The organism is Streptomyces sp. NPDC004051 (genome assembly GCF_053604275.1).
This window is the reverse complement of record NZ_JBSGHG010000062.1, coordinates 1-22,674: the sequence shown is the minus strand read 5'-3', so window position 1 is coordinate 22,674 and position 22,674 is coordinate 1. Positions and strand designations below refer to the sequence as shown.

Below are 22,674 nucleotides of genomic sequence, written 5' to 3'. Positions count from 1 at the left end.
CACTATGTAGAGCAGGAACTGCGGCCCGGGGAGCAGGCACGAGACCAGGAAGATCACGCGCATCGTGGTCGCGGAGGTGCCGAAGCGCCGGGCCACCGCGGCCCTGGCCCTGCCCCTGGCGCTGCTGGGGCGGGCGTCCCCCGCCGCGCTGCCGGCGCCCGCCGGAGGAGGCGTCCCCCGGCTCCGCGGCCTCGTCCTCCAGCCGCAGCGTCAGCGAGATCCGCTTGCGCGGGATGTCGACGTCGAGGACCTTCACCTTGACGATGTCGCCCGGCTTCACCACGTCCCGCGGGTCCTTCACGAACGTCCTCGACATGGCGGAGACGTGGACCAGGCCGTCCTGGTGGACGCCGACGTCGACGAACGCGCCGAAGGCCGCCACGTTGGTCACCACGCCTTCCAGGATCATCCCGGACGACAGGTCGGAGATCTTCTCCACGCCCTCCTTGAAGACGGCGGTTTTGAACGCCGGCCGCGGGTCGCGTCCCGGCTTCTCCAGCTCCCGCAGGATGTCCCCGACGGTCGGCAGGCCGAACGTCTCGTCCACGAAGTCCTGCGGCCGCAGCGAGCGCAGCACGGCGGTGTTGCCAACCAGCGAGGCGACCTCCTGGCCGGAGCTCTTCACCATGCGCCGCACGACCGGGTAGGCCTCCGGGTGCACGCTGGAGGCGTCCAGCGGGTCGTCGCCGCCGCGGATCCTGAGGAAGCCCGCGCACTGCTCGAACGCCTTGGGGCCGAGCCGCGGCACCTTCTTCAGCTCGCGGCGGGACCCGAACGGCCCGTTGCTGTCCCGGTGGGCCACGATGTTCTCGGCGAGCCCGGACGTGATGCCCGAGACCCGGGCGAGCAGCGGCGCCGACGCCGTGTTGACGTCCACGCCCACGCCGTTCACACAGTCCTCCACCACCGCGTCCAGCGAACGCGACAGCTTCACCTCGGACAGGTCGTGCTGGTACTGGCCGACACCGATCGACTTCGGGTCGATCTTCACCAGCTCGGCCAGCGGGTCCTGGAGCCGCCGCGCGATCGACACCGCGCCGCGCAGCGACACGTCCATGTCCGGCAGCTCCTGCGAGGCGAACGCGGACGCCGAGTACACGGAGGCCCCCGCCTCGGACACCATGACCTTCGTCAGCTTCAGCTCGGGGTGCTTGGTGATCAGCTCACCGGCGAGCTTGTCGGTCTCCCGGGAGGCGGTGCCGTTGCCGATCGCGATCAGCTCGACCGCGTGCTCCTTCGCCAGCCGGGCCAGCTTGGCGATCGCCTCGTCCCACCGGTTCGCCGGGACGTGCGGGTGGATCACATCGGTGGCGACCACCTTGCCGGTCGCGTCCACCACGGCGACCTTCACACCGGTACGGAACCCGGGGTCGAGCCCGAGCGTCGCGCGGGTGCCGGCCGGGGCGGCGAGCAGCAGGTCCCGCAGGTTGGCCGCGAAGACCCGCACCGCCTCGTCCTCGGCCGCCGTACGCAGCCTCAGCCGCAGGTCGATGCCGAGATGCACCAGGATGCGCGTACGCCAGGCCCAGCGGACCGTGTCGAGCAGCCACCTGTCCGCGGGACGGCCCCGGTCGCCGATCCCGAACCGGTGGGCCACCAGGCCCTCGTACGAGGACGGGCCCTCCGTCGCCTCCTCCGGCTCCAGGACGAGGTCGAGGACCTCCTCCTTCTCCCCGCGCAGCATCGCCAGGACCCGGTGCGAGGGAAGCTCGGTGAACGGCTCGGCGAAGTCGAAGTAGTCGGCGAACTTGGCGCCCGCCTCCTCCTTGCCGTCGCGCACCTTGGCGACGAGCCGCCCGCGCACCCACATGCGCTCCCGCAGCTCGCCGATCAGGTCGGCGTCCTCCGAGAACCGCTCGGTGAGGACGGCCCGCGCCCCGTCCAGGGCGGCCTGCGGATCGGCGACGCCCTTGTCGGCGTCCACGAACGCGGCGGCCGCGGCGAGGGGCTCGACGCCCGGATCGGCGAGCAGCCCGTCCGCCAGCGGCTCCAGCCCCGCCTCACGCGCGATCTGCGCCTTGGTGCGCCGCTTGGGCTTGTACGGCAGGTACACGTCCTCCAGGCGGGCCTTGGTCTCCGCGCCACGGATCCGCTCCTCGAGCTCCTCGGTGAGCTTGCCCTGCTCACGCACCGATTCCAGGATCGCCGTGCGACGCTCCTCGAGCTCCCGCAGATAGCGCAGCCGCTCCTCGAGCGTGCGCAGCTGCGCATCGTCGAGCATCTCGGTCGCTTCCTTGCGGTAGCGGGCGATGAAGGGCACCGTCGAACCGCCGTCGAGCAGCTCCACGGCGGCTCTGACCTGCCGCTCCTGTACGCCGAGCTCCCCGGCGATCCTGCCTTCGATGGACCCTGTGGGGGGTGTCGTCACGATCCCGTACCGCCTTCTTCGCTGAGGTTGCGCGGCAATTGTGGCAGGTGGCGCCGACAATCGGGGATCAGGGCGGTGACTCGCCGGGCCGTGGCGCGCGCCGGGTCAGGCGCGCCGGCCGCGGCCGGCGGACGAGGCACCGCCGAAGAGCCGGGCCAGAGCCCGGAACGGCAGGGTCACGACGGTGGCGACGGCGCCGCCGATCTGGCGCAGGACATCCGCGATGGCACGGAACACGTGTTTCCCCTTTCGTCCCCCGACCGCCTTCGGCCGGGACGGATCGTGTGGACTTCCGTGCGGCTGCGTGTACCTCGTCGACGCCTCGCCATGCGCGCCGTGCCGCTACGATCGCCCCGGAGCGTCCCGCCGTTGATCCGAAAGGCTCCAGGTGAACCGGGGCGGCCGGCGTTCCAGGAACGCGGCGACCCCCTCCGCGGTGTCGCCGTTCCCGTGCGCCCGCTCGTCCCAGTGCTCCTCCCGGTCGGTGCGCCCGTTCGCGAACTCCTTCGCCGCGGCCTGCGTCAACTGCGAACGGGATGCCAGGATCCGGGTGAACTCCGCGACCCGCCGGTCCAGTTCGCCCTCGGGCAGCACCTCGTCGACCAGTCCCGTGCGCAGGGCCCGCCCGGTGTCGATCAATTCACCCGAGAACAGCAGGTACTTGGCGGCGGACGGACCCACCAGCGACACCAGCCGCCGGGTGGAGGACGCCGGGTAGACGATGCCGAGCCTGGCCGGCGTCACCCCGAACACCGCCCCCTCCTGGGCGAACCGCAGGTCGCAGGCGGCCGCCAGCTGCGCCCCGCCGCCCACGCAGTGGCCCCGGATCGCCGCCAGCGTCGGCTTGGGGAAGGCGGCGAGTGCCTCCTCGGCCGCCACGGCGAGCCGCTGCGCCTCCCGCGGCGACCCCCGGAGCGTGGAGATGTCCGCCCCGGCGCAGAACGTCCCGCCCTCGCCGGTGAGCACCAGCGCCCGTATCCCGGGGTCGCCCGCCAGCGTGTCGAGCAGCGGTGGCAGCGCGCGCCACATCGCGGTCGTCATGGCGTTGCGCTTCGCCGGGTGGCGGATGACGATCGTGGCGACCGCGTCGGTGACGCCGTGCAGCAACCGGGGCTCCATGGGGCCGGATGCTAACCGTCCCGGTCGAAGCGCCGACCGGCGGGAGCGCTCACGGCGAGGGGGAGCGAAGACAAATCCATACAACCCGAACAATTCGTCGAGGTGGCACTCGGCGGGCAGAAACGATCCCGCAATGGGCGGTGGTGAACGCTCCCGGTCGGAAACGCTCGATATCCGCTGACTTCTGTTCAGCGCTTCGGGGAGGCGTAGCTCGTTACCAACACTCGACGTGTGCTGACAATCGAGTGTGAGGGCGGCGACCTGACGATGGACGACCAGGGGAGCGACCCCGGCCCACGCCCGGAGGGCGGGGAGAGATCCGTCGAGGCGGGCACCGCGGCGCCGCTTCCGTACGAGGGTGTCTGGCGCTTCACCGCGCCCGCCGTCGACGCCTCGGTCCCGCAGGCGCGCCACGCCGTACGGGACCTGCTGCTGCGCCAGGGGGTGCCGGTCGCCGAGGACGTGGTCCAGGGAGTGCTGCTGATCGTCTCGGAACTGGTCACCAACGCCGTACGGCACGCGGCGCTGCTCTCCCCGACGCTCGCCGTCGAGGTCGCCGTCGGCGCCGAGTGGGTCCGGGTGTCCGTGGAGGACAACCACCCCTACCGTCCGACCGCCCTGGAGACCGACCACGGCCGCACCGGTGGCCGCGGGTTGCTCCTGGTGCGCGAGATCACCCGCGAGGCGGGCGGTCTGTGCGACGTCGAGCACACCGCGAGCGGCGGCAAGGTGGTCTGGGCCGCCCTGCCACTCAAACCCGTGCGGCTCTGACACCGGTCACCGGCGGGTGACCGGCACGGTCACCAGCCCGCCGACGGCCCCGTCAGTTCCCGGATCGCCGGGCGGGCGGCGTCCAGGACGGTCATGAACCACACCGAGAAGGTGTCCTCGGCGTGCCGCCGGGCCAGCTCGTCCGGGGTCACGAACGCCGTCGACGCCACCTCCTCCGGGTCCGTCCGCAGCGGTGCCTGCACCATGCCGACGAACAGGTGGTTGTACTCCTGCTCCACCAGGCCCGAGGCCGGATCCGGGTGGTTGTAGCGGACCGTGCCGGCCTCGGCGAGCAGGGACGGGGACAGGCCCAGCTCCTCGTAGGTCCGCCGGGCCGCCGCCGCGAACGGCGCCTCGCCGGGGTAGGGGTGACCGCAGCAGGTGTTGGACCACACACCGGGGGAGTGGTACTTGCCCAGCGCCCGCTGCTGGATCAGCAGCCGCCCGCGCTCGTCGAACAGGAACACCGAGAACGCCCGGTGCAGCTGTCCCGGGGGCTGGTGGGCCGCCAGCTTCTCCGAGGTGCCGATCGTCACGCCCTCGTCGTCGACCAACTCCAGCAAGATCGCCTCGGCGGTACCGTTCGACGGACTGTGCGTCGCGTTGGCAGGTGTGATCGGCATACCCATCCTTCACTCGGTCTTCGCGCCCCAGTCTGCCGCACGGATCCGGCACTCCCGGCACTCCCCGGCCCGCCCGCATGTCCCGAGGGCGGCGCGACCGGCCGGTGGCGCCGCCCGGACACCGGGAGGGGGCTCGGTAAGCGATCGTGCCCGGACCGCCTGCCGGAGAACCGCCCGCAGCGGCACGGCATGAGGGGAGGGCGCCGAAACGGGGGGCGAAAGGATGCGTCCCGTCGGCGCACGGCCCCCGGCCCCACGCCCCGGGCACGCCGTGACGTACGCCTCAGTGGCAGAGCCGTGCCTCGTGCTCCGCGTGGCCGCGGGGCTCCAGCTGGAAGGTGCAGTGCTCCACGTCGAAGTGGTCGCCCAGACAGCTCTGGAGCTCGTGCAGCATCTTCTCGTGCCCGAGGGCGTCGAGCACCTCGGGGCGGACCACCACGTGGGCGGAGAGCACCGGCATGCCCGAGGTGATCGTCCAGGCGTGCAGGTCGTGGACGTCCTCGACACCGTCGGTGGCCAGGATGTGCGCGCGGACCTGGGCCATGTCCACGTCCTTGGGCGCCGCCTCCAGCAGGACGTCCAGCGTCTCGCGCAGCAGCTTGAAACTGCGGGGCACGATCATCAGGGCGATCAGGAGGGAGGCGATCGGGTCGGCGGCCGTCCAGCCGGTGGCCATGATGACCAGGGCGGAGACGATCACCGCGAGCGAGCCGAGCGCGTCGGCGGCCACCTCCAGGAACGCCCCCCGCACGTTCAGGCTCTCCTGCTGCCCGCGCATCAGCAGCGCCAGCGACACCACGTTGGCGACGAGGCCGATCGCGCCGAACACCAGGGTCAGTCCGCCCTCGGTCTCGGCCGGCGAGACGAACCGCTGGACCGCCTCGAACAGCACGTAGCCGCCCACCCCGAGCAGCAGCAGACAGTTCGCCAGGGCGGCGAGGATCTCCGCACGGGCGTATCCGAAGGTGCGGCGCTCGCTCGGCGGGCGGTTCGCGAAATGGATCGCCAGCAGGGCCATGCCGAGCCCCAGGGCGTCGGTCGCCATGTGAGCGGCGTCGGCGACGAGGGCCAGCGAGCCGGACAGCACGCCGCCGACGATCTCGACGACCATGACACCGAGCGTGATCGTCAACGCCACCCGCAGCCTGCCGCGGTACGCCGCACTCGCGGTGCCGCCGGCGAACGCTCCGTGCGCGTGCCCGTGATCGTGCCCAGCTCCCATGGAGGCCGTCCCTTCGTCGCTCGTCCAGATCACAGTGAACTACGGGTGGGGGGTATGGGGCAACGCGGCACTGAACACCGTTGTCATGTGCTCTGACCTGCGAAAACGGATCGCAGGTCAGGAGTGGTCGGGCACGCTCCGGGCGTCGTGGCGCAGCCGTCCTCCGTGACGGGACCCACACCGGGGCCGTCGCGCACGGGCGCCGGCGGAGAACCGGGCGAAGCCGCTCCGGACCGCGCCCGACGGCCCGCTTCCGGACCGGAACATCCCGTATCCGACCCCATGCCCCTTCTGGGGGCGTGGTTTGTGACTCGGCCCCGCCATCCCTGATGATGATCGCGGCAGGGACGCGAGGGGAACCACGTCGATCCACCCGTCGAACACGCGGTGAACACGGGTCCGAGGACATCCGATAGCCTCAGCCGACATGCCGCCCGGAGGGACGCAGCGGGCGCCTCCATCATGCACACGACCGGCGTGGACGCGCCGACGCTCCAGGAAGTGAGATTCGGTTGTCGACCGCCATCCTCACCGGACAGCCGGTGCCCGGTTCGTCACTCGAGACGGACCTGCGCTCCCTCGGCTTCGACGTGCGGATCGCGGCCGACGCCGCCGAGGCCGAGACCCTGCTCGCCGAGGTGCCCGCGGACCGCCGGGTCGCCGTCGTCGACGCCCGGTTCGTGGGCCACGAGCACGCGCTGCGCCTCGGCCTCACCGACCCGCGCTTCCCGCTCGCCGCGATCCCCGGCGCCGTCACCGCCCAGCAGACCGGTCGCCGGGCCCTGACCCGCGCGATGGCCCGCGAGAACTCCGCCAACGGCGAGAGCCCGGCCGACGGCGCCCCCCTCACCGGCAGTCTCGCGGACCGCATCGCCGCCGCCCTCGAAGCCGACAGCGCCGACAGCGCCGACGGCGTCGACGTGCACCGCCCCGACCTGGGCAGCCTCGTCGCCACCGTCCCCGACGACCCGCAGGCCCGCAACGAGGCCAGGCAGGCGGTCGCGGCGGTCGACGACGAGGCCGTCCGCCTGAAGTCGGCGGTCAAGGCCCGCGACGGCTTCTTCACCACCTACTGCGTCAGCCCCTACTCCCGCTACCTCGCCCGCTGGTGCGCCCGCCGCGGGCTGACCCCCAACCAGGTCACCACCGCCTCGCTGCTCACCGCGCTCATAGCGGCGGGCTGCGCCGCCACCGGAACCCGCGGCGGCTTCGTCGCCGCGGGCGTCCTGCTGCTGGCCTCCTTCGTGCTGGACTGCACCGACGGCCAGCTCGCCCGCTACTCCCTGCAGTACTCCACCCTCGGCGCCTGGCTCGACGCCACCTTCGACCGCGCCAAGGAGTACGCCTACTATGCGGGCCTCGCCCTCGGTGCGGCCCGCGGCGGCGACGACGTGTGGGGCCTCGCCCTCGGCGCGATGGTCCTGCAGACCTGCCGGCACGTCGTGGACTTCTCCTTCAACGAGGCGAACACGGGGGACCCCGCCCACACCAGTCCCACCGCCGCCCTCTCCCACCGCCTGGACAGCGTCGGCTGGACGGTCTGGGTCCGCCGCATGATCGTCCTACCGATCGGCGAGCGCTGGGCGATGCTCGCCGTCCTCACCGCCCTCACGACCCCCCGCATCACCTTCTACGCCCTGCTGATCGGCTGCGCCTTCGCGGCGACGTACACCACGGCGGGCCGGGTCCTGCGCTCGCGGGCCCGCAAGGGCCGCCGCACCGAGCGCGCGACGCGGGCCCTCGCCGACCTGGCCGACACCGGGCCGCTCGCCGAGCGCCTGGCGGCCGCGCTGCGGAACACCGCACGGCGCCTGCCCGGCCTCACCGCCCCCGCCGTCGCCCTGCTCGGCGGAGCCGCCGTCGTCACCACGGCCGCGCTGACCGACTTCGGCGGACCGTGGACCGTCCTCGCGGCCCTGCTCTACGTCCCGGCCTCCGCCCTGGCCGTCGCCCGCCCTCTGGGCGGCGCCCTCGACTGGCTGGTGCCCCCCTTCTTCCGCGCCGCCGAGTACGGCACGGTGCTGGCGCTCGCGGCCAACGCGGACGTGAACGGAGCGCTACCCGCCGCCTACGGACTGGTGGCCGCGGTCGCCTACCATCACTACGACACGGTCTACCGCATCCGCGGCGACGCGGGCGCGCCCCCGCCCTGGCTGGTGCGGGCGGTCGGGGGGCACGAAGGCCGCACACTGGCGGTCGCCGCACTGGCGGCTCTGCTCACCGCCTCGCAGTTCACGGTCGCGCTCACGGTGCTCGCCGTGGCCGTGGCCCTGCTGGTGCTCGTCGAGAGCATCCGCTTCTGGGTGGCCGCCCACCGGGGTGGCGCGCCCGCAGTACACGACGAAGGAGAACCCGCATGATCGGCCTCGTGCTGGCGGCCGGCGCCGGACGGCGTCTGCGTCCCTACACCGACACTCTGCCCAAGGCGCTGGTGCCGGTGGGGCCCGAGGGCGTAGAGGGCGAACCGACGGTCCTGGACCTGACCCTCGGCAACTTCGCCGAGATCGGTCTCACCGAGGCAGCCGTCATCGTCGGCTACCGCAAGGAGGCCGTGTACGAGCGCAAGGCGGCCCTGGAGCGGAAGTACGGGCTCAAGCTCACCCTCATCGACAACGACAAGGCCGAGGAGTGGAACAACGCCTACTCCCTGTGGTGCGGCCGTGACGCCCTCAAGGACGGAGTGATCCTCGCCAACGGCGACACCGTGCACCCCGTCTCCGTCGAGAAGACGCTGCTCGCCGCCCGCGGCGACGGCAAGAAGATCATCCTCGCCCTCGACACCGTGAAGTCGCTGGCCGACGAGGAGATGAAGGTCGTCGCCGACCCCGACAAGGGCATGACGCGGATCACCAAGCTGATGGACCCCGCCGAGGCGACCGGCGAGTACATCGGCGTCACCCTCATCGAGGGGGACGCCGCCCCCGAGCTCGCCGACGCGCTGAGGACCGTGTGGGAGGCAGACCCGCAGCAGTTCTACGAGCACGGCTACCAGGAGCTCGTGAACCGCGGCTTCCGGATCGACGTGGCGCCGATCGGCGACGTCGCGTGGGTGGAGATCGACAACCACGACGACCTCGCCCGCGGCAGGGAGATCACATGCCAGTCCTGACCCGGCTGATCCCCTCCCCGCTCGTCGTCGACATCCGCCCCGGCGCCCTCGAGAGCCTGGGCGGTGTCCTCGCCGACGAGCGCATCTCGAACTCCGGACGCCTCGCCGTCGCCGTCAGCGGCGGCTCCGGCGCCGGGCTGCGGGAGCGGATCGCCCCGTCGCTGCCCGGCGCCACCTGGTACGAGGTCGGCGGCGGCACCCTCGACGACGCGGTCCGGCTGGCCGGTGCCATGAAGGCCGGCCACTACGACGCGGTCGTCGGACTCGGCGGCGGCAAGATCATCGACTGCGCCAAGTTCGCCGCGGCACGGGTCGGCCTCCCCCTGGTCGCCGTACCGACGAACCTCGCGCACGACGGTCTCTGCTCGCCCGTCGCCACCCTCGACAACGACGCGGGACGCGGTTCCTACGGGGTGCCCAACCCGATCGCCATCGTCATCGACCTGGACGTCATCCGGGACGCCCCGGTGCGTTACGTACGCGCCGGGATCGGCGACGCCGTCTCCAACGTCTCCGCCGTCGCGGACTGGGAGCTGGCGTGCCGGGTCAAGGGCGAGCGGATCGACGGACTCGCCGCGGCCATGGCCCGGCAGGCCGGCGAGTCCGTGCTGCGCCACCCCGGAGGCATCGGCGACAACGACTTCCTCCAGGTGCTCGCCGAGGCACTGGTCCTCAGCGGCATCGCCATGTCGGTGTCCGGTGACTCGCGGCCGTCCTCCGGGGCCTGCCACGAGATCAACCACGCCTTCGACCTGCTCTTCCCCAAGCGGGCCGCCGCCCACGGGGAGCAGTGCGGACTGGGCGCGGCCTTCGCGATGTACCTGCGCGGCGCGCACGAGGAGTCGGTGCACATGGCCGAGGTGCTGCGCCGGCACGGGCTGCCGGTGCTGCCCCAGGAGATCGGCTTCACGACGGAGGAGTTCGTCCGGGCCGTCGAGTTCGCCCCGGAGACCCGGCCCGGCCGCTACACGATCCTCGAACATCTCGACCTGAAGACCGAACAGATCAAGGACGTCTACGCCGACTATGTCAAGGCCATCGGTAGCTGAACTCCGTCCGGTCGTACACCCCGCCGGGGTGAAGGACCGGCGCAGCGGTGAGCACTGGATGGGACGCCTCTACATGCGTGAGGTGTCCCTGCGGGTGGACCGCTACCTGGTGAACACCAGGGTCACGCCCAACCAGCTCACGTACCTGATGACCGTCTTCGGCGTCCTCGCGGCCCCGGCCCTGCTGGTGCCGGGGATCGCGGGGGCCGTCCTCGGCGTGGTCATGGTCCAGCTGTACCTGCTGCTGGACTGCGTCGACGGCGAGGTCGCCCGCTGGAAGCAGCAGTTCTCGCTCAGCGGGGTCTACCTGGACCGGGTCGGCGCCTACCTGTGCGACGCGGCCGTCCTGGTCGGACTGGGCCTGCGGGCGGCCGACCTGTGGGGCACAGGGCGCATCGACTGGCTCTGGGCCTTCCTCGGCACTCTGGCCGCCCTCGGCGCGATCCTGGTCAAGGCCGAGACCGACCTGGTCGGCGTGGCCCGCCACCAGGGCGGGCTGCCGCCGGTCAAGGAGGCCGCCTCCGAGCCTCGCTCCTCCGGCATGGCACTGGCCCGCCGGGCCGCCGGGGCCCTGAAGTTCCACCGGCTGATCCTCGGCATCGAGGCGTCCCTGCTGATCCTGGTCCTCGCGATCGCGGACGCGATCCGGGACGACCTGTTCTTCACCCGGCTCGGCACCGCCGTCCTGGCCGGGATCGCCCTGCTGCAGACCGTTCTGCACCTGGTGTCCGTCCTCGCTTCCAGCAGGCTGAGGTGAGAGCCGTGAAAACCTCCCTCACGGTCGGCGCGGTGATCATCACCATGGGCAACCGCCCCGACGAACTGCGTGCCCTGCTCGATTCCGTCGCCAAGCAGGACGGCGACCCGGTCCAGGTGGTCGTGGTGGGCAACGGCTCACCCGTCCCCGAGGTGCCCGAGGGCGTGCGCACCGTCGAACTGCCGGAGAACCTCGGCATCCCCGGCGGCCGCAACGTCGGCATCGAGGCCTTCGGACCGAACGGCCGGGACGTCGACATCCTGCTGTTCCTCGACGACGACGGCCTCCTGCCCGGCCACGACACCGCCGAGCTGTGCCGGGAGGCGTTCACGGCCGACCCGGGGCTCGGCATCATCAGCTTCCGCATCGCCGACCCGGAGACCGGGGTCACCCAGCGCCGCCACGTGCCCCGGCTGCGCGCCGCCGACCCGATGCGCTCCTCCCGGGTGACCACCTTCCTCGGCGGCGCCAACGCCGTACGCACCCGGGTCTTCGCCGACGTCGGCGGACTGCCCGACGAGTTCTTCTACGCCCATGAGGAGACCGACCTGGCCTGGCGGGCCCTCGACGCCGGCTGGATGATCGACTACCGGTCCGACATGGTGCTGCACCACCCGACCACCGCCCCCTCGCGGCACGCGGTCTACCACCGCATGGTCGCCCGCAACCGGGTCTGGCTGGCCCGCCGGAACCTCCCCGCGCCCCTGGTCCCCCTCTATCTGGGCGTCTGGATGCTGCTCACACTGGTGCGCAGGCCCTCACGCCCGGCCCTGAAGGCCTGGTTCGGCGGCTTCCGGGAGGGCTGGACCACCCCCTGCGGGCCCCGCCGGCCCATGAAGTGGCGTACGGTGTGGCGGCTGACCCGGCTGGGCCGGCCCCCCGTGATCTGACAAGCTCGTATCCGGAACCAGTCCGGAACCACGGGGCCGTACCCGGGCGCCCGGTACGTGCCGGGCCCGCGGGGACCGCGCATCTCGAAGAGGGAAAGCTTCCAGCAGTGAGTGAGACAACGCACGACGGCACGGTCGCGACCGGCGCGTCCGTGCCGCCCGACGAGGACCTCACGGCGGCCGGACTCGCCGCCCGGTACGGGCTGACGGTCAGCGGCGCCCGGCCGTCGCTGCCCCGGTACGTCCGCCGGCTGTGGGCGCGCCGGCACTTCATCCTGGCCTTCTCCCGGGCCAAGCTGACCGCGCAGTACAGCCAGGCCAGGCTGGGCCAGCTGTGGCAGGTGGCCACCCCGCTGCTGAACGCGGCGGTGTACTTCTTCATCTTCGGGCTGCTGCTGGGCGCCCGGAGGGGCATCCCGCACGAGATCTACGTGCCGTTCTTGGTGACCGGGGTGTTCGTGTTCACCTTCACCCAGAGCTCGGTGCTGGCCGGGGTGCGGGCCATCTCCGGCAACCTGGGGCTGGTGCGGGCGCTGCACTTCCCGCGCGCCGCGCTGCCGGTCTCCTTCGCGCTGCAGCAGCTGCAGCAGCTGCTGTTCTCGCTGGTGGTGCTGGTGGTGGTGGTGCTGGCGTTCGGCAGCCCGCCGGCGCTGTCCTGGCTGCTGGTGGTGCCCGCGCTGGCGCTGCAGTTCGTCTTCAACGCCGGGCTGGCGCTGTTCTTCGCCCGCCTGGGCAGCCGGACGCCGGATCTGGCCCAGCTGATGCCGTTCGTGCTGCGCACCTGGATGTACGCCTCGGGGGTGATGTTCAGCATCCCGGCGATGCTGGCGGACAAGGAGGTGCCGGGCTGGCTGGCCGACGTGCTGCAGTGGAATCCGGCCGCGGTCTATATGGACCTGGTGCGGTTCGCGTTGATCGACGGGTACGGGTCCTCGTATCTGCCGCCGCATGTGTGGGCGTTCGCGGTGGGCTGGGCGCTGCTGGTCGGGGTGGTCGGTTTCGTCTACTTCTGGAAGGCCGAGGAGACCTACGGTCGTGGCTGAGGTGAATGCGGACCCGCGCGTGCCCACCGTGATCGCGGACGACCTGCACATCGTCTACCGGGTCAACGGGGCCAAGGGCGGCAAGGGCAGCGCCACGGCGGCGCTGAGCCGCATGCTCCGGCGGGGCAAGGACGACGCGGCGCGGGGCGTGCGCAGGGTGCACGCCGTGCGCGGGGTCTCCTTCGTCGCCTACCGGGGCGAGGCCATCGGCCTGATCGGCTCCAACGGCTCGGGCAAGTCGACCCTGCTGCGGGCCATCGCCGGCCTGCTGCCCGCGGAGAAGGGCAAGGTCTACACCGACGGCCAGCCCTCCCTGCTCGGCGTCAACGCCGCCCTGATGAACGACCTCACCGGCGAGCGGAACGTGGTACTCGGCGGGCTTGCCATGGGCATGTCCCGCGAGCAGATCAAGGAGCGCTACCAGGAGATCGTCGACTTCTCCGGGATCAACGAGAAGGGCGACTTCATCACCCTGCCGATGCGCACCTACTCCTCGGGCATGGCCGCCCGGCTGCGCTTCTCCATCGCCGCCGCCAAGGACCACGACGTCCTGATGATCGACGAGGCGCTGGCCACGGGGGACCGCAAGTTCCAGAAGCGCTCCGAAGCGCGCATCCGGGAGCTGCGCAAGGAGGCCGGCACTGTCTTCCTGGTCAGCCACAACAACAAGTCGATCCGGGACACCTGCGACCGCGTGCTGTGGCTGGAGCGCGGTGAGCTGCGGATGGACGGGCCCACCGACGAGGTGCTCAAGGAGTACGAGAAGTTCGCCGGGAAGTAGCCTGGCGGGCGGGGGCCGCCGGGCCCGGTGTCCGCCGAGGAAGCGTCAACTCCCGCCCCGATCAGGAACCTTGACGTCAATCGGTGCGTTGTCGTGATGCACGGGACACCCCGGCGGTCGGTACCGCGTTGTACAACGTAAGCTGTAGCGGTGCCCAAAGGCGGCAATCAGGGCCATAACGCGCGACACCATCCGGCGGTCCATCCTGCCGGAAGCGTGAGCGGCGTGTCCGAAATAGTGTGAATTGGGTCGGCAGTGTAGAACGGGAGATGTGACGGCAATGGTTACGGAGGCTCCCCTGCTGAACGCAGCATGCGCCGTCCCCGCCCAGGGCAGCCCTCGATGACGCGAACCGGCACGCCGCGCGGCGTCGACCCCGAGCGCGCCACCCTCGACAAGGCCGCCGCCGAGAACTTCCCGGTGGCGCCGTTCTTCCTGCCCAGAGCCTGGCGCGACGACCTGATGGCGGTCTACGGCTACGCCCGGCTGGTCGACGACATCGGCGACGGCGACCTGGCCCCCGGCGGAGCCGACGCCCGGCTGCTCGGCGTCGCCCCCGAACGGGCCGACGACCGGACGGCGCTGCTGGACGCGGTCGAGGCGGATCTGCACCGGGTGTTCGACGACGTCCCGCGCCATCCGCTGCTGCGCGGGCTCCGGCCGACGGTCCGCCGCCACGGCCTGACCCCCGAACCCTTCCTGAACCTGATCGCCGCCAACCGCCAGGACCAGATCGTCAGCCGCTACGAGACCTACGACGACCTGCTCGCCTACTGCGCGCTGTCGGCCAACCCGGTCGGCCGTCTCGTCCTCGCCGTGACCGGCACCGCGAGCCCCGAGCGGATCCGCCGTTCCGACGCCGTCTGCACCGCCCTGCAGATCGTCGAGCACCTCCAGGACGTCGCCGAGGACCTCGGCCGCGACCGCGTCTACCTGCCCGCCGCGGACATGAAGCGCTTCCACGTCCAGGAGGCGGACCTCGCCGCGCCGCACGCCGGAGCCTCGGTGCGTGCGCTGATCGCGTTCCAGGCGCAACGCGCCCGGGACCTCCTGGAGGAGGGCGAACCCCTCGTGGCCGGCGTCCACGGCAGGCTGAAACTGCTGCTCGCGGGATTCGTGGCAGGGGGAAGGGCGGCCCTTGGCGCCATCGCCGCCGCCGAATACGACGTACTCACCGGCCCGCCCAAGCCCGGGAAGGTCCGGCTGCTGCGCGAGGTGGGCATGACGCTGCGAGGAGAGGGGTGATCCGGACCGTGGAATCGGAAGCACACGTGCCAGCACCGGTACTCGCCGCATACCGGTACTGCGAGGCCGTCACCGGACAGCAGGCCCGCAACTTCGCCTACGGTATCCGGCTGCTGCCGACGCCCAAGCGGCGCGCGATGTCCGCGCTGTACGCGTTCTCCCGGCGCGTCGACGACATCGGCGACGGTCCGCTGGCGGACGACGTCAAGGTCGCCAGGCTCGAGGAGACCCGGACGCTGCTCACCCGGATCCGCGACGGCGCGGTCGACGAGGACGACACCGACCCGGTCGCCGTCGCCCTCACGCACGCCGCACAGCGGTTCCCGATTCCGCTCGGCGGCCTGGACGAGCTGCTCGACGGCGTCCAGATGGACGTGCGCGGCGAGACCTACGAGACCTGGGACGACCTGAAGGTCTACTGCCGCTGCGTCGCGGGTGCCATCGGACGCGTCTCCCTCGGCGTCTTCGGTACGGAACCCGGCGCGCGGGGCGCCGAACGCGCCGCCGAGTACGCCGACACGCTGGGGCTCGCGCTCCAGCTCACCAACATCCTCCGGGACGTCAGGGAGGACGCCGAGGGCGGCCGCACCTACCTGCCCGCCGACGACCTCGCCAAGTTCGGCTGCGCGGCCGGATTCAGCGGGCCGAACCCGCCGCAGGGTTCCGACTTCGCGGGCCTCGTGCACTTCGAAGTACGCAGGGCCCGTGCCCTGTTCGCCGAGGGCTACCGGCTGCTGCCCATGCTCGACCGGCGCAGCGGCGCCTGTGTCGCCGCCATGGCCGGCATCTACCGCCGCCTCCTCGACCGCATCGAGCGCGAGCCCGAGGCCGTGCTGCGCGGCCGGGTCTCCCTGCCCGGACGGGAGAAGGCCTACGTCGCGGTGCGCGGCCTCTCCGGCCTGGACGCCCGCAGCGAGACCCGGCGGACCGCCAGGAGGCGCGTCTGATGGACACACCGCTCCCAGCCGACGACCCCGCCGGGAAGCGGCGGGCAACCCTCCGCCGCCAGGCCGCGTCCCGTACTGAGACGGCCGTCCGCACACCGTCCGCACCGCACGGCGGTCGGTCGGGAAAGGGCGCACCATGACCCGTTTCACCAGGCTCGAAGGCACACCCGCCGGCGATCGGGCGGCGGCGGGACGGCACGCCGTCGTGATCGGCGGCGGGCTCGCCGGAGTCACCGCCGCGCTCGCGCTCGCCGACGCCGGAGTGCGCGTCACCCTGCTCGAGGGCCGCCCGCGGCTCGGCGGGCTCGCCTTCTCCTTCCAGCGCGGCGACCTGACCGTCGACAACGGCCAGCACGTGTACCTGCGCTGCTGCACCGCCTACCGCTGGTTCCTCGACCGGATCGACGGAGCGGCCCTGGCACCGCTGCAGAATCGTCTCGACGTTCCCGTTCTCGACGCCGACCGGCCCGCGGGCCGACGGCTCGGCCGGCTGCGCCGCGACGCGCTGCCCGTCCCGCTGCACCTGGGGCGCAGCCTCGCCACGTATCCGCACCTCTCGCTCGCCGAGCGGGCCGGGGTGGTCCGGGCCGCACTCGCGCTCAAGAGGCTCGACCTCGCCGATCCGGCCCTCGACGACCAGGACTTCGGCAGCTGGCTGGCCGCGCACGGCCAGTCGGCGCGTGCCGTCGAGGCACTGTGGGACCTGGTCGGGGTCGCCACCCTCAACGCGGTCGCGGGCGACTCCTCCCTGGCGCTCGCCGCGATGGTGTTCAAGACCGGACTGCTCTCCGACCCGGGGGCCGCCGACATCGGCTGGGCCCGGGTCCCGCTGGGCGACCTGCACGACCGGCTGGCCCGCAAGGCGCTCGACTCCGCGGGCGTGCGCACCGAGCTCCGCACCCGCGTCACCTCCGTCTCCCCGCACGGCGAGGCGGGCTGGAGCGTCGAGGTCCCCGGCGAGACGATCGAGGCGGACGCGGTCGTCCTCGCCGTACCGCAGCGCGAGGCGCACGACCTGCTGCCCGCGGGAGCACTCGACGAGCCGGAGCGGCTGCTGAGCATCGGCACCGCGCCGATCCTCGACGTCCACGTCGTCTACGACCGCAAGGTGCTCACCCGGCCCTTCTTCGCGGCCCTCGGCAGCCCCGTGCAGTGGGTCTTCGACCGCACCGAGGCGTCCGGCCTGCGGCAGGGGCAGTACCTGGCCGTGTCGCAGTCGGTCGCGCAGAACGAGATCGACGAGCCCGTGGCCGCGCTGCGCGCACGCTATCTGCCCGAACTGGAACGGCTGCTGCCGCGCGCCCGCGGCGCCGGCGTACGGGACTTCTTCGTCACCCGGGAGCGCACCGCCACGTTCGCTCCCGCACCCGGCGTCGGACGGCTCAGGCCCGGCGCCCGCACCAAGGCCCCCGGCCTGTATCTGGCCGGAGCGTGGACCGCCACCGGGTGGCCCGCGACCATGGAGGGAGCGGTCCGCAGCGGCGTCGACGCGGCGGACGCCGCGCTGAGCGCCCTGGGCCGCCCCCGCCCCCGCCACCTCTTCACAGAGGAGGCGGCGGGCCGAGGCGTTTCGGGCGCCGCCGTGCGAGGTGGGATCCGGTGAGAGCCGAGACACCCGCCGCGGCAGGCCCGCGCACCCCCGGTACCGCAACAAGAGGAGAGACTGTGCCCACTGTGCCCCCGGCCTCGAAGGCCGCTGGAAGGACCGCGGCGGACGCGCCCGCGCTCCTGGAGCGCGGCCGGACACTGGCCATGCCGGTACTGCGGGCGGCCATCGACCGCCTGGCGCCTCCCATGGACACCGTCGCCGCCTACCACTTCGGCTGGCTCGACGCCGACGGCCGGCCCGCCGACGGCGACGGCGGCAAGGCCGTGCGCCCCGCGCTCGCCGTGCTGTCCGCCGAGGTCACCGGTGCCGCCCCCGAGGTCGGCGTCCCCGGTGCGGTCGCCGTCGAACTCGTGCACAACTTCTCCCTGCTGCACGACGACCTGATGGACGGCGACGAACAGCGCAGGCACCGCGACACCGTCTGGAAGGTGCACGGCCCCGCCCAGGCCATCCTGGTCGGCGACGCCCTGTTCGCCCTCGCCTACGACGTGCTGCTGGAACTCGGCACCGCCGAGGCCGCCCGGGCCGCCCGCCGGCTGACCACCGCCAGCCGCTCCCTCATCGACGGCCAGGCGCAGGACATCTCCTACGAGCACCGCGAACGGGTCGGCGTCGAGGAGTGCCTGGAGATGGAGGGCAACAAGACCGGCGCCCTGCTGGCCTGCGCCAGCTCCATCGGGGCCGTCCTCGGCGGTGCCGACCGGCACACCGCCGACACCCTGGAGACCTACGGCTACCACCTCGGCCTGGCGTTCCAGGCCGTCGACGACCTGCTCGGCATCTGGGGCGACCCGGCCTCCACCGGCAAGCAGACCTGGAGCGACCTGCGCCAGCGCAAGAAGTCCCTCCCGGTCGTGGCGGCGCTCGCCGCGGGCGGCCCCGCCTCCGAACAGCTCGCCCACATCCTCGCCACCGACGCCGAGAGCAGCGACTTCGCGAACTTCTCCGAGGAGGAGTTCGCGGCCCGCGCGGCCCTCATCGAGCAGGCCGGCGGACGGGAGTGGACCGCCGAGGAAGCACGCCGTCAGCACACCACCGCCATCGAAGCCCTCGACGCCGTCGACATGCCCGACCGAGTACGGGACCGGTTCACGGCGCTCGCGGACTTCGTCGTCGTACGAAAGAGATGATCACCATCGGTCGAATAGCCCTCGCGTAGTCGCCGGCCGGTGCGGCGAGGAGTACGGCACCGGCCGACGGCGGACCCACAGCAGACGCACACCTTGCAGGACTGCACGAAGGGGAAGCCATGACAGCGACGACCGACGGAAGCACCGGGGCGGCCCTGCCGTCCCGAACGTCCGCGGCCAGCGAAAACGACACCGACATCCCCGTGGCGGCCGGGGCACCCGACATCGCCGCCGGTGCCATGCGGCGCGCCACCGAGTTCCTGCTGTCCCGCCAGGACGACCAGGGCTGGTGGAAGGGGGACCTCGAGACCAACGTCACGATGGACGCCGAGGACCTGCTGCTGCGTCAGTTCCTCGGCATCCTCGACGAGAAGACCACCCGTGCCGCCGCCCTGTTCATCCGGGGCGAGCAGCGCGAGGACGGCACCTGGGCCACCTTCCACGAAGGCCCCGGCGACCTCTCCGCCACCATCGAGGCGTACGTCGCCCTCCGGCTGGCCGGCGACCCGCCCGACGCACCGCACATGGCGCGGGCCTCCGCCTGGGTCCGCGAGTACGGCGGGGTCGCCGCCTCCCGGGTCTTCACCCGGATCTGGCTGGCCCTGTTCGGCTGGTGGAGGTGGGAGGACCTGCCGGAACTCCCGCCCGAGCTGATCTGGTTCCCGTCCTGGGCGCCGCTCAACATCTACGACTTCGGCTGCTGGGCACGGCAGACCATCGTCCCGCTGACGATCGTCTCCGCCGAGCGGCCGGTACGGCCCGCCCCGTTCCCGCTGGACGAACTGCACACCGACCCGGCCCGCCCCAACCCTCCCGTGCCGCTCGCTCCGGCGACCAGCTGGGACGGCGCCTTCCAGCGGCTGGACAAGGGCCTGCACGCGGTGCGCAGGGTCGTCCCGCGCGTGCTGCGCAGGGCGGCGATGCACACCGCGGCCCGCTGGATCATCGAGCGGCAGGAGAACGACGGCTGCTGGGGCGGCATCCAGCCGCCCGCCGTGTACTCCATCATCGCCCTGCACCTGCTCGGCTACGACCTGAACCACCCGGTGATGCGCGCGGGACTCCGGTCCCTGGACCGGTTCGCCGTGTGGCGCGAGGACGGCGCCCGGATGATCGAGGCCTGCCAGTCCCCGGTGTGGGACACCTGTCTCGCCACCATCGCCCTGGCCGACGCCGGTCTGCCCGCCGACCACCCGCAACTGGTCAGGGCCGCCGACTGGATGCTCGGCGAACAGGTCGTCAGACCCGGTGACTGGTCCGTCCGCAGGCCCGGACTGCCGCCCGGCGGCTGGGCGTTCGAGTTCCACAACGACAACTACCCCGACATCGACGACACCGCCGAGGTGGTCCTCGCGCTCCGCCGGGTCAAGCACCACGATCCGGAGCGGGTCGACAACGCCATCGGCCGCGGAGTGCGCTGGAACCTCGGCATGCAGTCCCGCGACGGCGCCTGGGGAGCGTTCGACGCCGACAACACCAGCCCGTTCCCCAACCGGCTGCCGTTCTGCGACTTCGGCGAGGTCATCGACCCGCCGTCGGCCGATGTCACCGCCCACGTCGTGGAGATGCTCGCCGTCGAGGGACTCACCCACGACCCGCGCACCCGGCGCGGCATCCGGTGGCTGCTCGCCGCACAGGAGCCTGACGGCTCGTGGTTCGGCCGCTGGGGCGTCAACTACCTCTACGGCACCGGGTCCGTGGTGCCCGCGCTGGTTGCCGCCGGGCTCCCCGGCTCGCACCCGGCGATCCGGCGGGCCGTCGCCTGGCTGGAGTCGGTCCAGAACGACGACGGCGGCTGGGGCGAGGACCTGCGCTCCTACCGGCACGCCCGTGAGTGGAGCGGCCGGGGCGCCTCGACCGCGTCGCAGACGGGGTGGGCGCTGATGGCCCTGCTGGCGGCCGGTGAGAAGGAGTCCGGGGCCGTCGAGCGCGGCATTCGATGGCTGGCCGCCACCCAGCGGGAGGACGGCTCCTGGGACGAGCCCCACTTCACCGGCACCGGTTTCCCCTGGGACTTCTCCATCAACTACCACCTCTACCGGCAGGTCTTCCCGCTCACCGCGCTCGGCCGGTACGTGAACGGGGAACCGTTCGCCGAGAAGCCCGCCGCGGCACAGCCGGGAGCGGGCGCGGTGAGCGCGCCGGGCGCGGGCACGGTGAGCGCGGGCGCACCGGAAGCCCCGGGCGCCGGACCGGAGCAGCGACTCGCCGAGGCGAAGGGCAGCTGATGAGCGCCCGGCCGGCCCCGGCCCCGCTGCTGATCGCCTGCGCGCTCGGCATCGAGCGGCTCGCCCTGCACCGGCGGGTGCGGGCAGGGGCGGCAGGGCCGGTCGCCGTCCTGCGGACGGGCATGGGGCCGGAGGCGGCCGAGCGCGCGGTCACCCGGATGCTCGCCGAACGGGTGTTGCGCGAGGCGGCCGTGCTGGCCACCGGCTTCTGCGCGGGCCTGGCCCCCGGGATGCACCCCGGCGACCTGGTGGTCGCCGAGGAGACCCGGGACCCGCGCGGCAGCGTCCCCTGCGACGGCACCGAGCTGCTGGTGAAGGAACTGGCCCGGGCAGCCCCGGGGCGCACCGTCCACATCGGCCCGCTCACCGGTTCCGGGCACGTCGTCCGCGGGCACGAACGGGCCGAGCTGCTCGCCACCGGCGCGATCGCCGTCGACATGGAGTCCGCGGCCACGCTTCTGAGCGCCGTCCGAGTGGGCGTGCGCCCTGTTGCGGCCGTCCGAGTGGTCGTGGACGCTCCTGAACATGAACTGGTCCGGATCGGCACGGTGCGCGGTGGAATATCGGCTTTCCGCGTTCTTCGTTCCGTTCTTCCCGCATATCTCGAATGGCACCGTTCCTTGCTGCTCCCCAGGAGGTGAGCCAGATGGCCATGCCACTGCGGCAGTCCATCAAGGTCGCTACGTACTTGGCCGGACAGAAGCTCCGCAGGCGTGAGAAGTTTCCGCTCATCGTCGAGCTGGAACCGCTCTTCGCCTGCAATCTCGCCTGCGAGGGTTGCGGGAAGATCCAGCACCCGGCCGGGGTGCTCAAGCAGCGCATGCCGGTCGCCCAGGCCGTGGGCGCGGTACTGGAGTCCGGTGCGCCGATGGTGTCGATCGCCGGCGGCGAGCCGCTGATGCACCCTCAGATCGACGAGATCGCACGCCAGTTGGTGGCCAGGAGGAAGTACGTCTTCCTGTGCACCAACGCCATGCTGCTGCGCAAGAAGATGGACAGGTTCACGCCGTCGCCCTACTTCGCGTTCGCCGTGCACATCGACGGGCTGCGCAAGCGGCACGACGAGTCCGTCGCGAAGGAGGGCGTGTTCGACGAGGCCGTGGCCGCCATCAAGGAGGCCAAGCGACGCGGCTTCCGGGTCACCACCAACTCGACCTTCTTCAACACCGACACCCCGCAGACCGTCATCGAGGTGCTCAACTACCTCAACGACGACCTCGAGGTCGACGAGATGATGATCTCGCCCGCCTACGCCTACGAGAAGGCCCCCGACCAGGAGCACTTCCTCGGCGTGGAGCAGACCCGCGAGCTGTTCAGGAAGGCCTTCGCGGGCGGCAACCGACGCCGCTGGCGGCTGAACCACTCCCCGCTCTTCCTCGACTTCCTCGAGGGAAAGGTCGACTTCCCGTGCACCGCGTGGGCGATCCCGAACTACTCGCTCTTCGGCTGGCAGCGCCCCTGCTACCTGATGAGCGACGGCTATGTGCCGACGTACCGGGAGCTGATCGAGGAGACCGACTGGGACAAGTACGGCCGCGGCAAGGACCCGCGCTGCGCCAACTGCATGGCGCACTGCGGATACGAGCCCACCGCCGTCCTCGCCACCACGGGGTCGCTCAAGGAGTCCCTGCGCGCCCTGCGCGACACGGTCTCGGGGAACAGGGGGTGAGGCCGTGACCGCCGTGTCGCTCGGCATGCCGTCCGTTCCGATCACCCTGGCCCCGCGCCGCAGGAGCCGGAAGATCCAGGTCGGGTCGGTGGCGGTGGGCGGGGACGCGCCGGT

20 protein-coding genes and 2 pseudogenes are annotated in these 22,674 nt (G+C 72.2%); 16 read left to right on the top strand and 6 right to left on the bottom strand.

The annotated features are described in order from the left end of the window. From ACWEQO_RS33650 to ACWEQO_RS33635, 4 genes and pseudogenes are all read right to left on the bottom strand, one after another. Window positions 1-63: pseudogene (locus ACWEQO_RS33650) on the bottom strand (PspC domain-containing protein); the annotation flags it as partial. 199 nt (window positions 64-262) lie between these two features. After that, window positions 263-2,287: pseudogene (locus ACWEQO_RS33645) on the bottom strand (Tex family protein); the annotation flags it as partial. A 186-nt stretch (window positions 2,288-2,473) separates the two neighbouring features. Further along, entirely contained in the window at window positions 2,474-2,605 is a 132-nt protein-coding gene (locus tag ACWEQO_RS33640; protein WP_363039958.1) for an LPFR motif small protein, read from the bottom strand. 105 nt (window positions 2,606-2,710) lie between these two features. Continuing rightward, window positions 2,711-3,487, bottom strand: a complete 777-nt coding sequence (locus ACWEQO_RS33635; RefSeq protein ID WP_452986347.1) for an enoyl-CoA hydratase/isomerase family protein — start codon at window positions 3,485-3,487, stop codon at window positions 2,711-2,713. A 267-nt stretch (window positions 3,488-3,754) separates the two neighbouring features. Here ACWEQO_RS33635 and ACWEQO_RS33630 point away from each other — a divergent pair, with 267 nt between their 5' ends. After that, window positions 3,755-4,258: an ATP-binding protein gene (locus ACWEQO_RS33630; protein ID WP_361462904.1), complete on the top strand. Its 504-nt coding sequence runs from the start codon at window positions 3,755-3,757 to the stop codon at window positions 4,256-4,258. 29 nt (window positions 4,259-4,287) lie between these two features. Here ACWEQO_RS33630 and idi read toward each other — a convergent pair whose 3' ends face one another. Together idi and ACWEQO_RS33620 are read right to left on the bottom strand one after the other, a co-directional pair. After that, window positions 4,288-4,881 carry an isopentenyl-diphosphate Delta-isomerase gene (idi, locus tag ACWEQO_RS33625; protein WP_361462886.1) on the bottom strand — a complete coding sequence of 198 codons (594 nt, stop codon included), beginning with the start codon at window positions 4,879-4,881 and terminating at the stop codon, window positions 4,288-4,290. A 283-nt stretch (window positions 4,882-5,164) separates the two neighbouring features. Then, window positions 5,165-6,103 carry a cation diffusion facilitator family transporter gene (locus tag ACWEQO_RS33620; protein WP_452986346.1) on the bottom strand — a complete coding sequence of 313 codons (939 nt, stop codon included), beginning with the start codon at window positions 6,101-6,103 and terminating at the stop codon, window positions 5,165-5,167. A 512-nt stretch (window positions 6,104-6,615) separates the two neighbouring features. Here ACWEQO_RS33620 and ACWEQO_RS33615 point away from each other — a divergent pair. The 15 genes from ACWEQO_RS33615 (at window position 6,616) to hpnH (ending at window position 22,560) form a co-directional block, all read left to right on the top strand. Continuing rightward, entirely contained in the window at window positions 6,616-8,463 is a 1,848-nt protein-coding gene (locus ACWEQO_RS33615) for a DUF5941 domain-containing protein (protein ID WP_452986345.1), read from the top strand. Next, the gene (locus tag ACWEQO_RS33610; RefSeq protein WP_361462895.1) at window positions 8,460-9,212 is read left to right on the top strand and encodes a phosphocholine cytidylyltransferase family protein; all 753 of its coding nucleotides are present in this window, start codon (window positions 8,460-8,462) and stop codon (window positions 9,210-9,212) included. Before ACWEQO_RS33615 ends, ACWEQO_RS33610 begins: the two co-directional genes overlap by 4 nt. Continuing rightward, window positions 9,200-10,261 carry an iron-containing alcohol dehydrogenase family protein gene (locus ACWEQO_RS33605; RefSeq protein WP_361462898.1) on the top strand — a complete coding sequence of 354 codons (1,062 nt, stop codon included), beginning with the start codon at window positions 9,200-9,202 and terminating at the stop codon, window positions 10,259-10,261. Before ACWEQO_RS33610 ends, ACWEQO_RS33605 begins: the two co-directional genes overlap by 13 nt. Beyond that, window positions 10,239-11,018 (top strand): CDP-alcohol phosphatidyltransferase family protein, encoded by a 780-nt coding sequence (locus ACWEQO_RS33600; RefSeq protein ID WP_452986344.1) that lies wholly within the window; start codon window positions 10,239-10,241, stop codon window positions 11,016-11,018. The genes ACWEQO_RS33605 and ACWEQO_RS33600 overlap by 23 nt, the downstream gene beginning before the upstream one ends. Before the next feature lie 44 nt (window positions 11,019-11,062). Next, window positions 11,063-11,908, top strand: a complete 846-nt coding sequence (locus tag ACWEQO_RS33595) for a glycosyltransferase family 2 protein (protein ID WP_361462906.1) — start codon at window positions 11,063-11,065, stop codon at window positions 11,906-11,908. 107 nt (window positions 11,909-12,015) lie between these two features. Next, window positions 12,016-12,951, top strand: a complete 936-nt coding sequence (locus ACWEQO_RS33590; protein WP_452986343.1) for an ABC transporter permease — start codon at window positions 12,016-12,018, stop codon at window positions 12,949-12,951. After that, window positions 12,944-13,732: an ABC transporter ATP-binding protein gene (locus tag ACWEQO_RS33585; protein ID WP_452986342.1), complete on the top strand. Its 789-nt coding sequence runs from the start codon at window positions 12,944-12,946 to the stop codon at window positions 13,730-13,732. Before ACWEQO_RS33590 ends, ACWEQO_RS33585 begins: the two co-directional genes overlap by 8 nt. A 342-nt stretch (window positions 13,733-14,074) precedes the next feature. Then, window positions 14,075-14,977 (top strand): squalene synthase HpnC, encoded by a 903-nt coding sequence (gene hpnC, locus ACWEQO_RS33580; RefSeq protein WP_361462975.1) that lies wholly within the window; start codon window positions 14,075-14,077, stop codon window positions 14,975-14,977. Continuing rightward, complete coding sequence (hpnD, locus tag ACWEQO_RS33575; RefSeq protein ID WP_361462977.1) at window positions 14,974-15,924, top strand: presqualene diphosphate synthase HpnD; 951 nt, start codon at window positions 14,974-14,976, stop codon at window positions 15,922-15,924. The genes hpnC and hpnD overlap by 4 nt, the downstream gene beginning before the upstream one ends. After that, entirely contained in the window at window positions 15,924-16,064 is a 141-nt protein-coding gene (locus ACWEQO_RS33570; RefSeq protein ID WP_361462979.1) for a DUF6380 family protein, read from the top strand. Before hpnD ends, ACWEQO_RS33570 begins: the two co-directional genes overlap by 1 nt. Further along, a complete protein-coding gene (hpnE, locus tag ACWEQO_RS33565; RefSeq protein WP_452986341.1) occupies window positions 16,061-17,527 on the top strand; it encodes a hydroxysqualene dehydroxylase HpnE in 1,467 nt (488 codons plus the stop codon). The genes ACWEQO_RS33570 and hpnE overlap by 4 nt, the downstream gene beginning before the upstream one ends. A 71-nt stretch (window positions 17,528-17,598) precedes the next feature. After that, window positions 17,599-18,663, top strand: a complete 1,065-nt coding sequence (locus ACWEQO_RS33560) for a polyprenyl synthetase family protein (RefSeq protein ID WP_361462989.1) — start codon at window positions 17,599-17,601, stop codon at window positions 18,661-18,663. Window positions 18,664-18,782: 119 nt separating this feature from the next. Beyond that, entirely contained in the window at window positions 18,783-20,891 is a 2,109-nt protein-coding gene (gene shc, locus ACWEQO_RS33555) for a squalene--hopene cyclase (RefSeq protein WP_452986340.1), read from the top strand. Next, window positions 20,891-21,532: a phosphorylase family protein gene (locus ACWEQO_RS33550; protein ID WP_452986339.1), complete on the top strand. Its 642-nt coding sequence runs from the start codon at window positions 20,891-20,893 to the stop codon at window positions 21,530-21,532. The genes shc and ACWEQO_RS33550 overlap by 1 nt, the downstream gene beginning before the upstream one ends. A 5-nt stretch (window positions 21,533-21,537) precedes the next feature. After that, window positions 21,538-22,560 carry an adenosyl-hopene transferase HpnH gene (hpnH, locus tag ACWEQO_RS33545; RefSeq protein WP_361462988.1) on the top strand — a complete coding sequence of 341 codons (1,023 nt, stop codon included), beginning with the start codon at window positions 21,538-21,540 and terminating at the stop codon, window positions 22,558-22,560. The last annotated feature ends 114 nt before the right edge of the window (window positions 22,561-22,674 follow it).

Coding starts and splice junctions, on each gene's coding strand:
- ACWEQO_RS33630 (WP_361462904.1), top strand. CDS start 3,755: ATGGACGACCAGGGGAGCGACCCCGGCCCACGCCCGGAGGGCGGGGAG.
- idi (WP_361462886.1), bottom strand. CDS start 4,881: ATGCCGATCACACCTGCCAACGCGACGCACAGTCCGTCGAACGGTACC.
- ACWEQO_RS33605 (WP_361462898.1), top strand. CDS start 9,200: ATGCCAGTCCTGACCCGGCTGATCCCCTCCCCGCTCGTCGTCGACATC.
- hpnC (WP_361462975.1), top strand. CDS start 14,075: ATGACGCGAACCGGCACGCCGCGCGGCGTCGACCCCGAGCGCGCCACC.
- ACWEQO_RS33550 (WP_452986339.1), top strand. CDS start 20,891: ATGAGCGCCCGGCCGGCCCCGGCCCCGCTGCTGATCGCCTGCGCGCTC.
- shc (WP_452986340.1), top strand. CDS start 18,783: ATGACAGCGACGACCGACGGAAGCACCGGGGCGGCCCTGCCGTCCCGA.
- hpnH (WP_361462988.1), top strand. CDS start 21,538: ATGGCCATGCCACTGCGGCAGTCCATCAAGGTCGCTACGTACTTGGCC.
- ACWEQO_RS33635 (WP_452986347.1), bottom strand. CDS start 3,487: ATGGAGCCCCGGTTGCTGCACGGCGTCACCGACGCGGTCGCCACGATC.
- ACWEQO_RS33595 (WP_361462906.1), top strand. CDS start 11,063: ATGGGCAACCGCCCCGACGAACTGCGTGCCCTGCTCGATTCCGTCGCC.
- ACWEQO_RS33620 (WP_452986346.1), bottom strand. CDS start 6,103: ATGGGAGCTGGGCACGATCACGGGCACGCGCACGGAGCGTTCGCCGGC.
- ACWEQO_RS33610 (WP_361462895.1), top strand. CDS start 8,460: ATGATCGGCCTCGTGCTGGCGGCCGGCGCCGGACGGCGTCTGCGTCCC.
- ACWEQO_RS33600 (WP_452986344.1), top strand. CDS start 10,239: ATGTCAAGGCCATCGGTAGCTGAACTCCGTCCGGTCGTACACCCCGCC.
- ACWEQO_RS33570 (WP_361462979.1), top strand. CDS start 15,924: ATGGACACACCGCTCCCAGCCGACGACCCCGCCGGGAAGCGGCGGGCA.
- hpnE (WP_452986341.1), top strand. CDS start 16,061: ATGACCCGTTTCACCAGGCTCGAAGGCACACCCGCCGGCGATCGGGCG.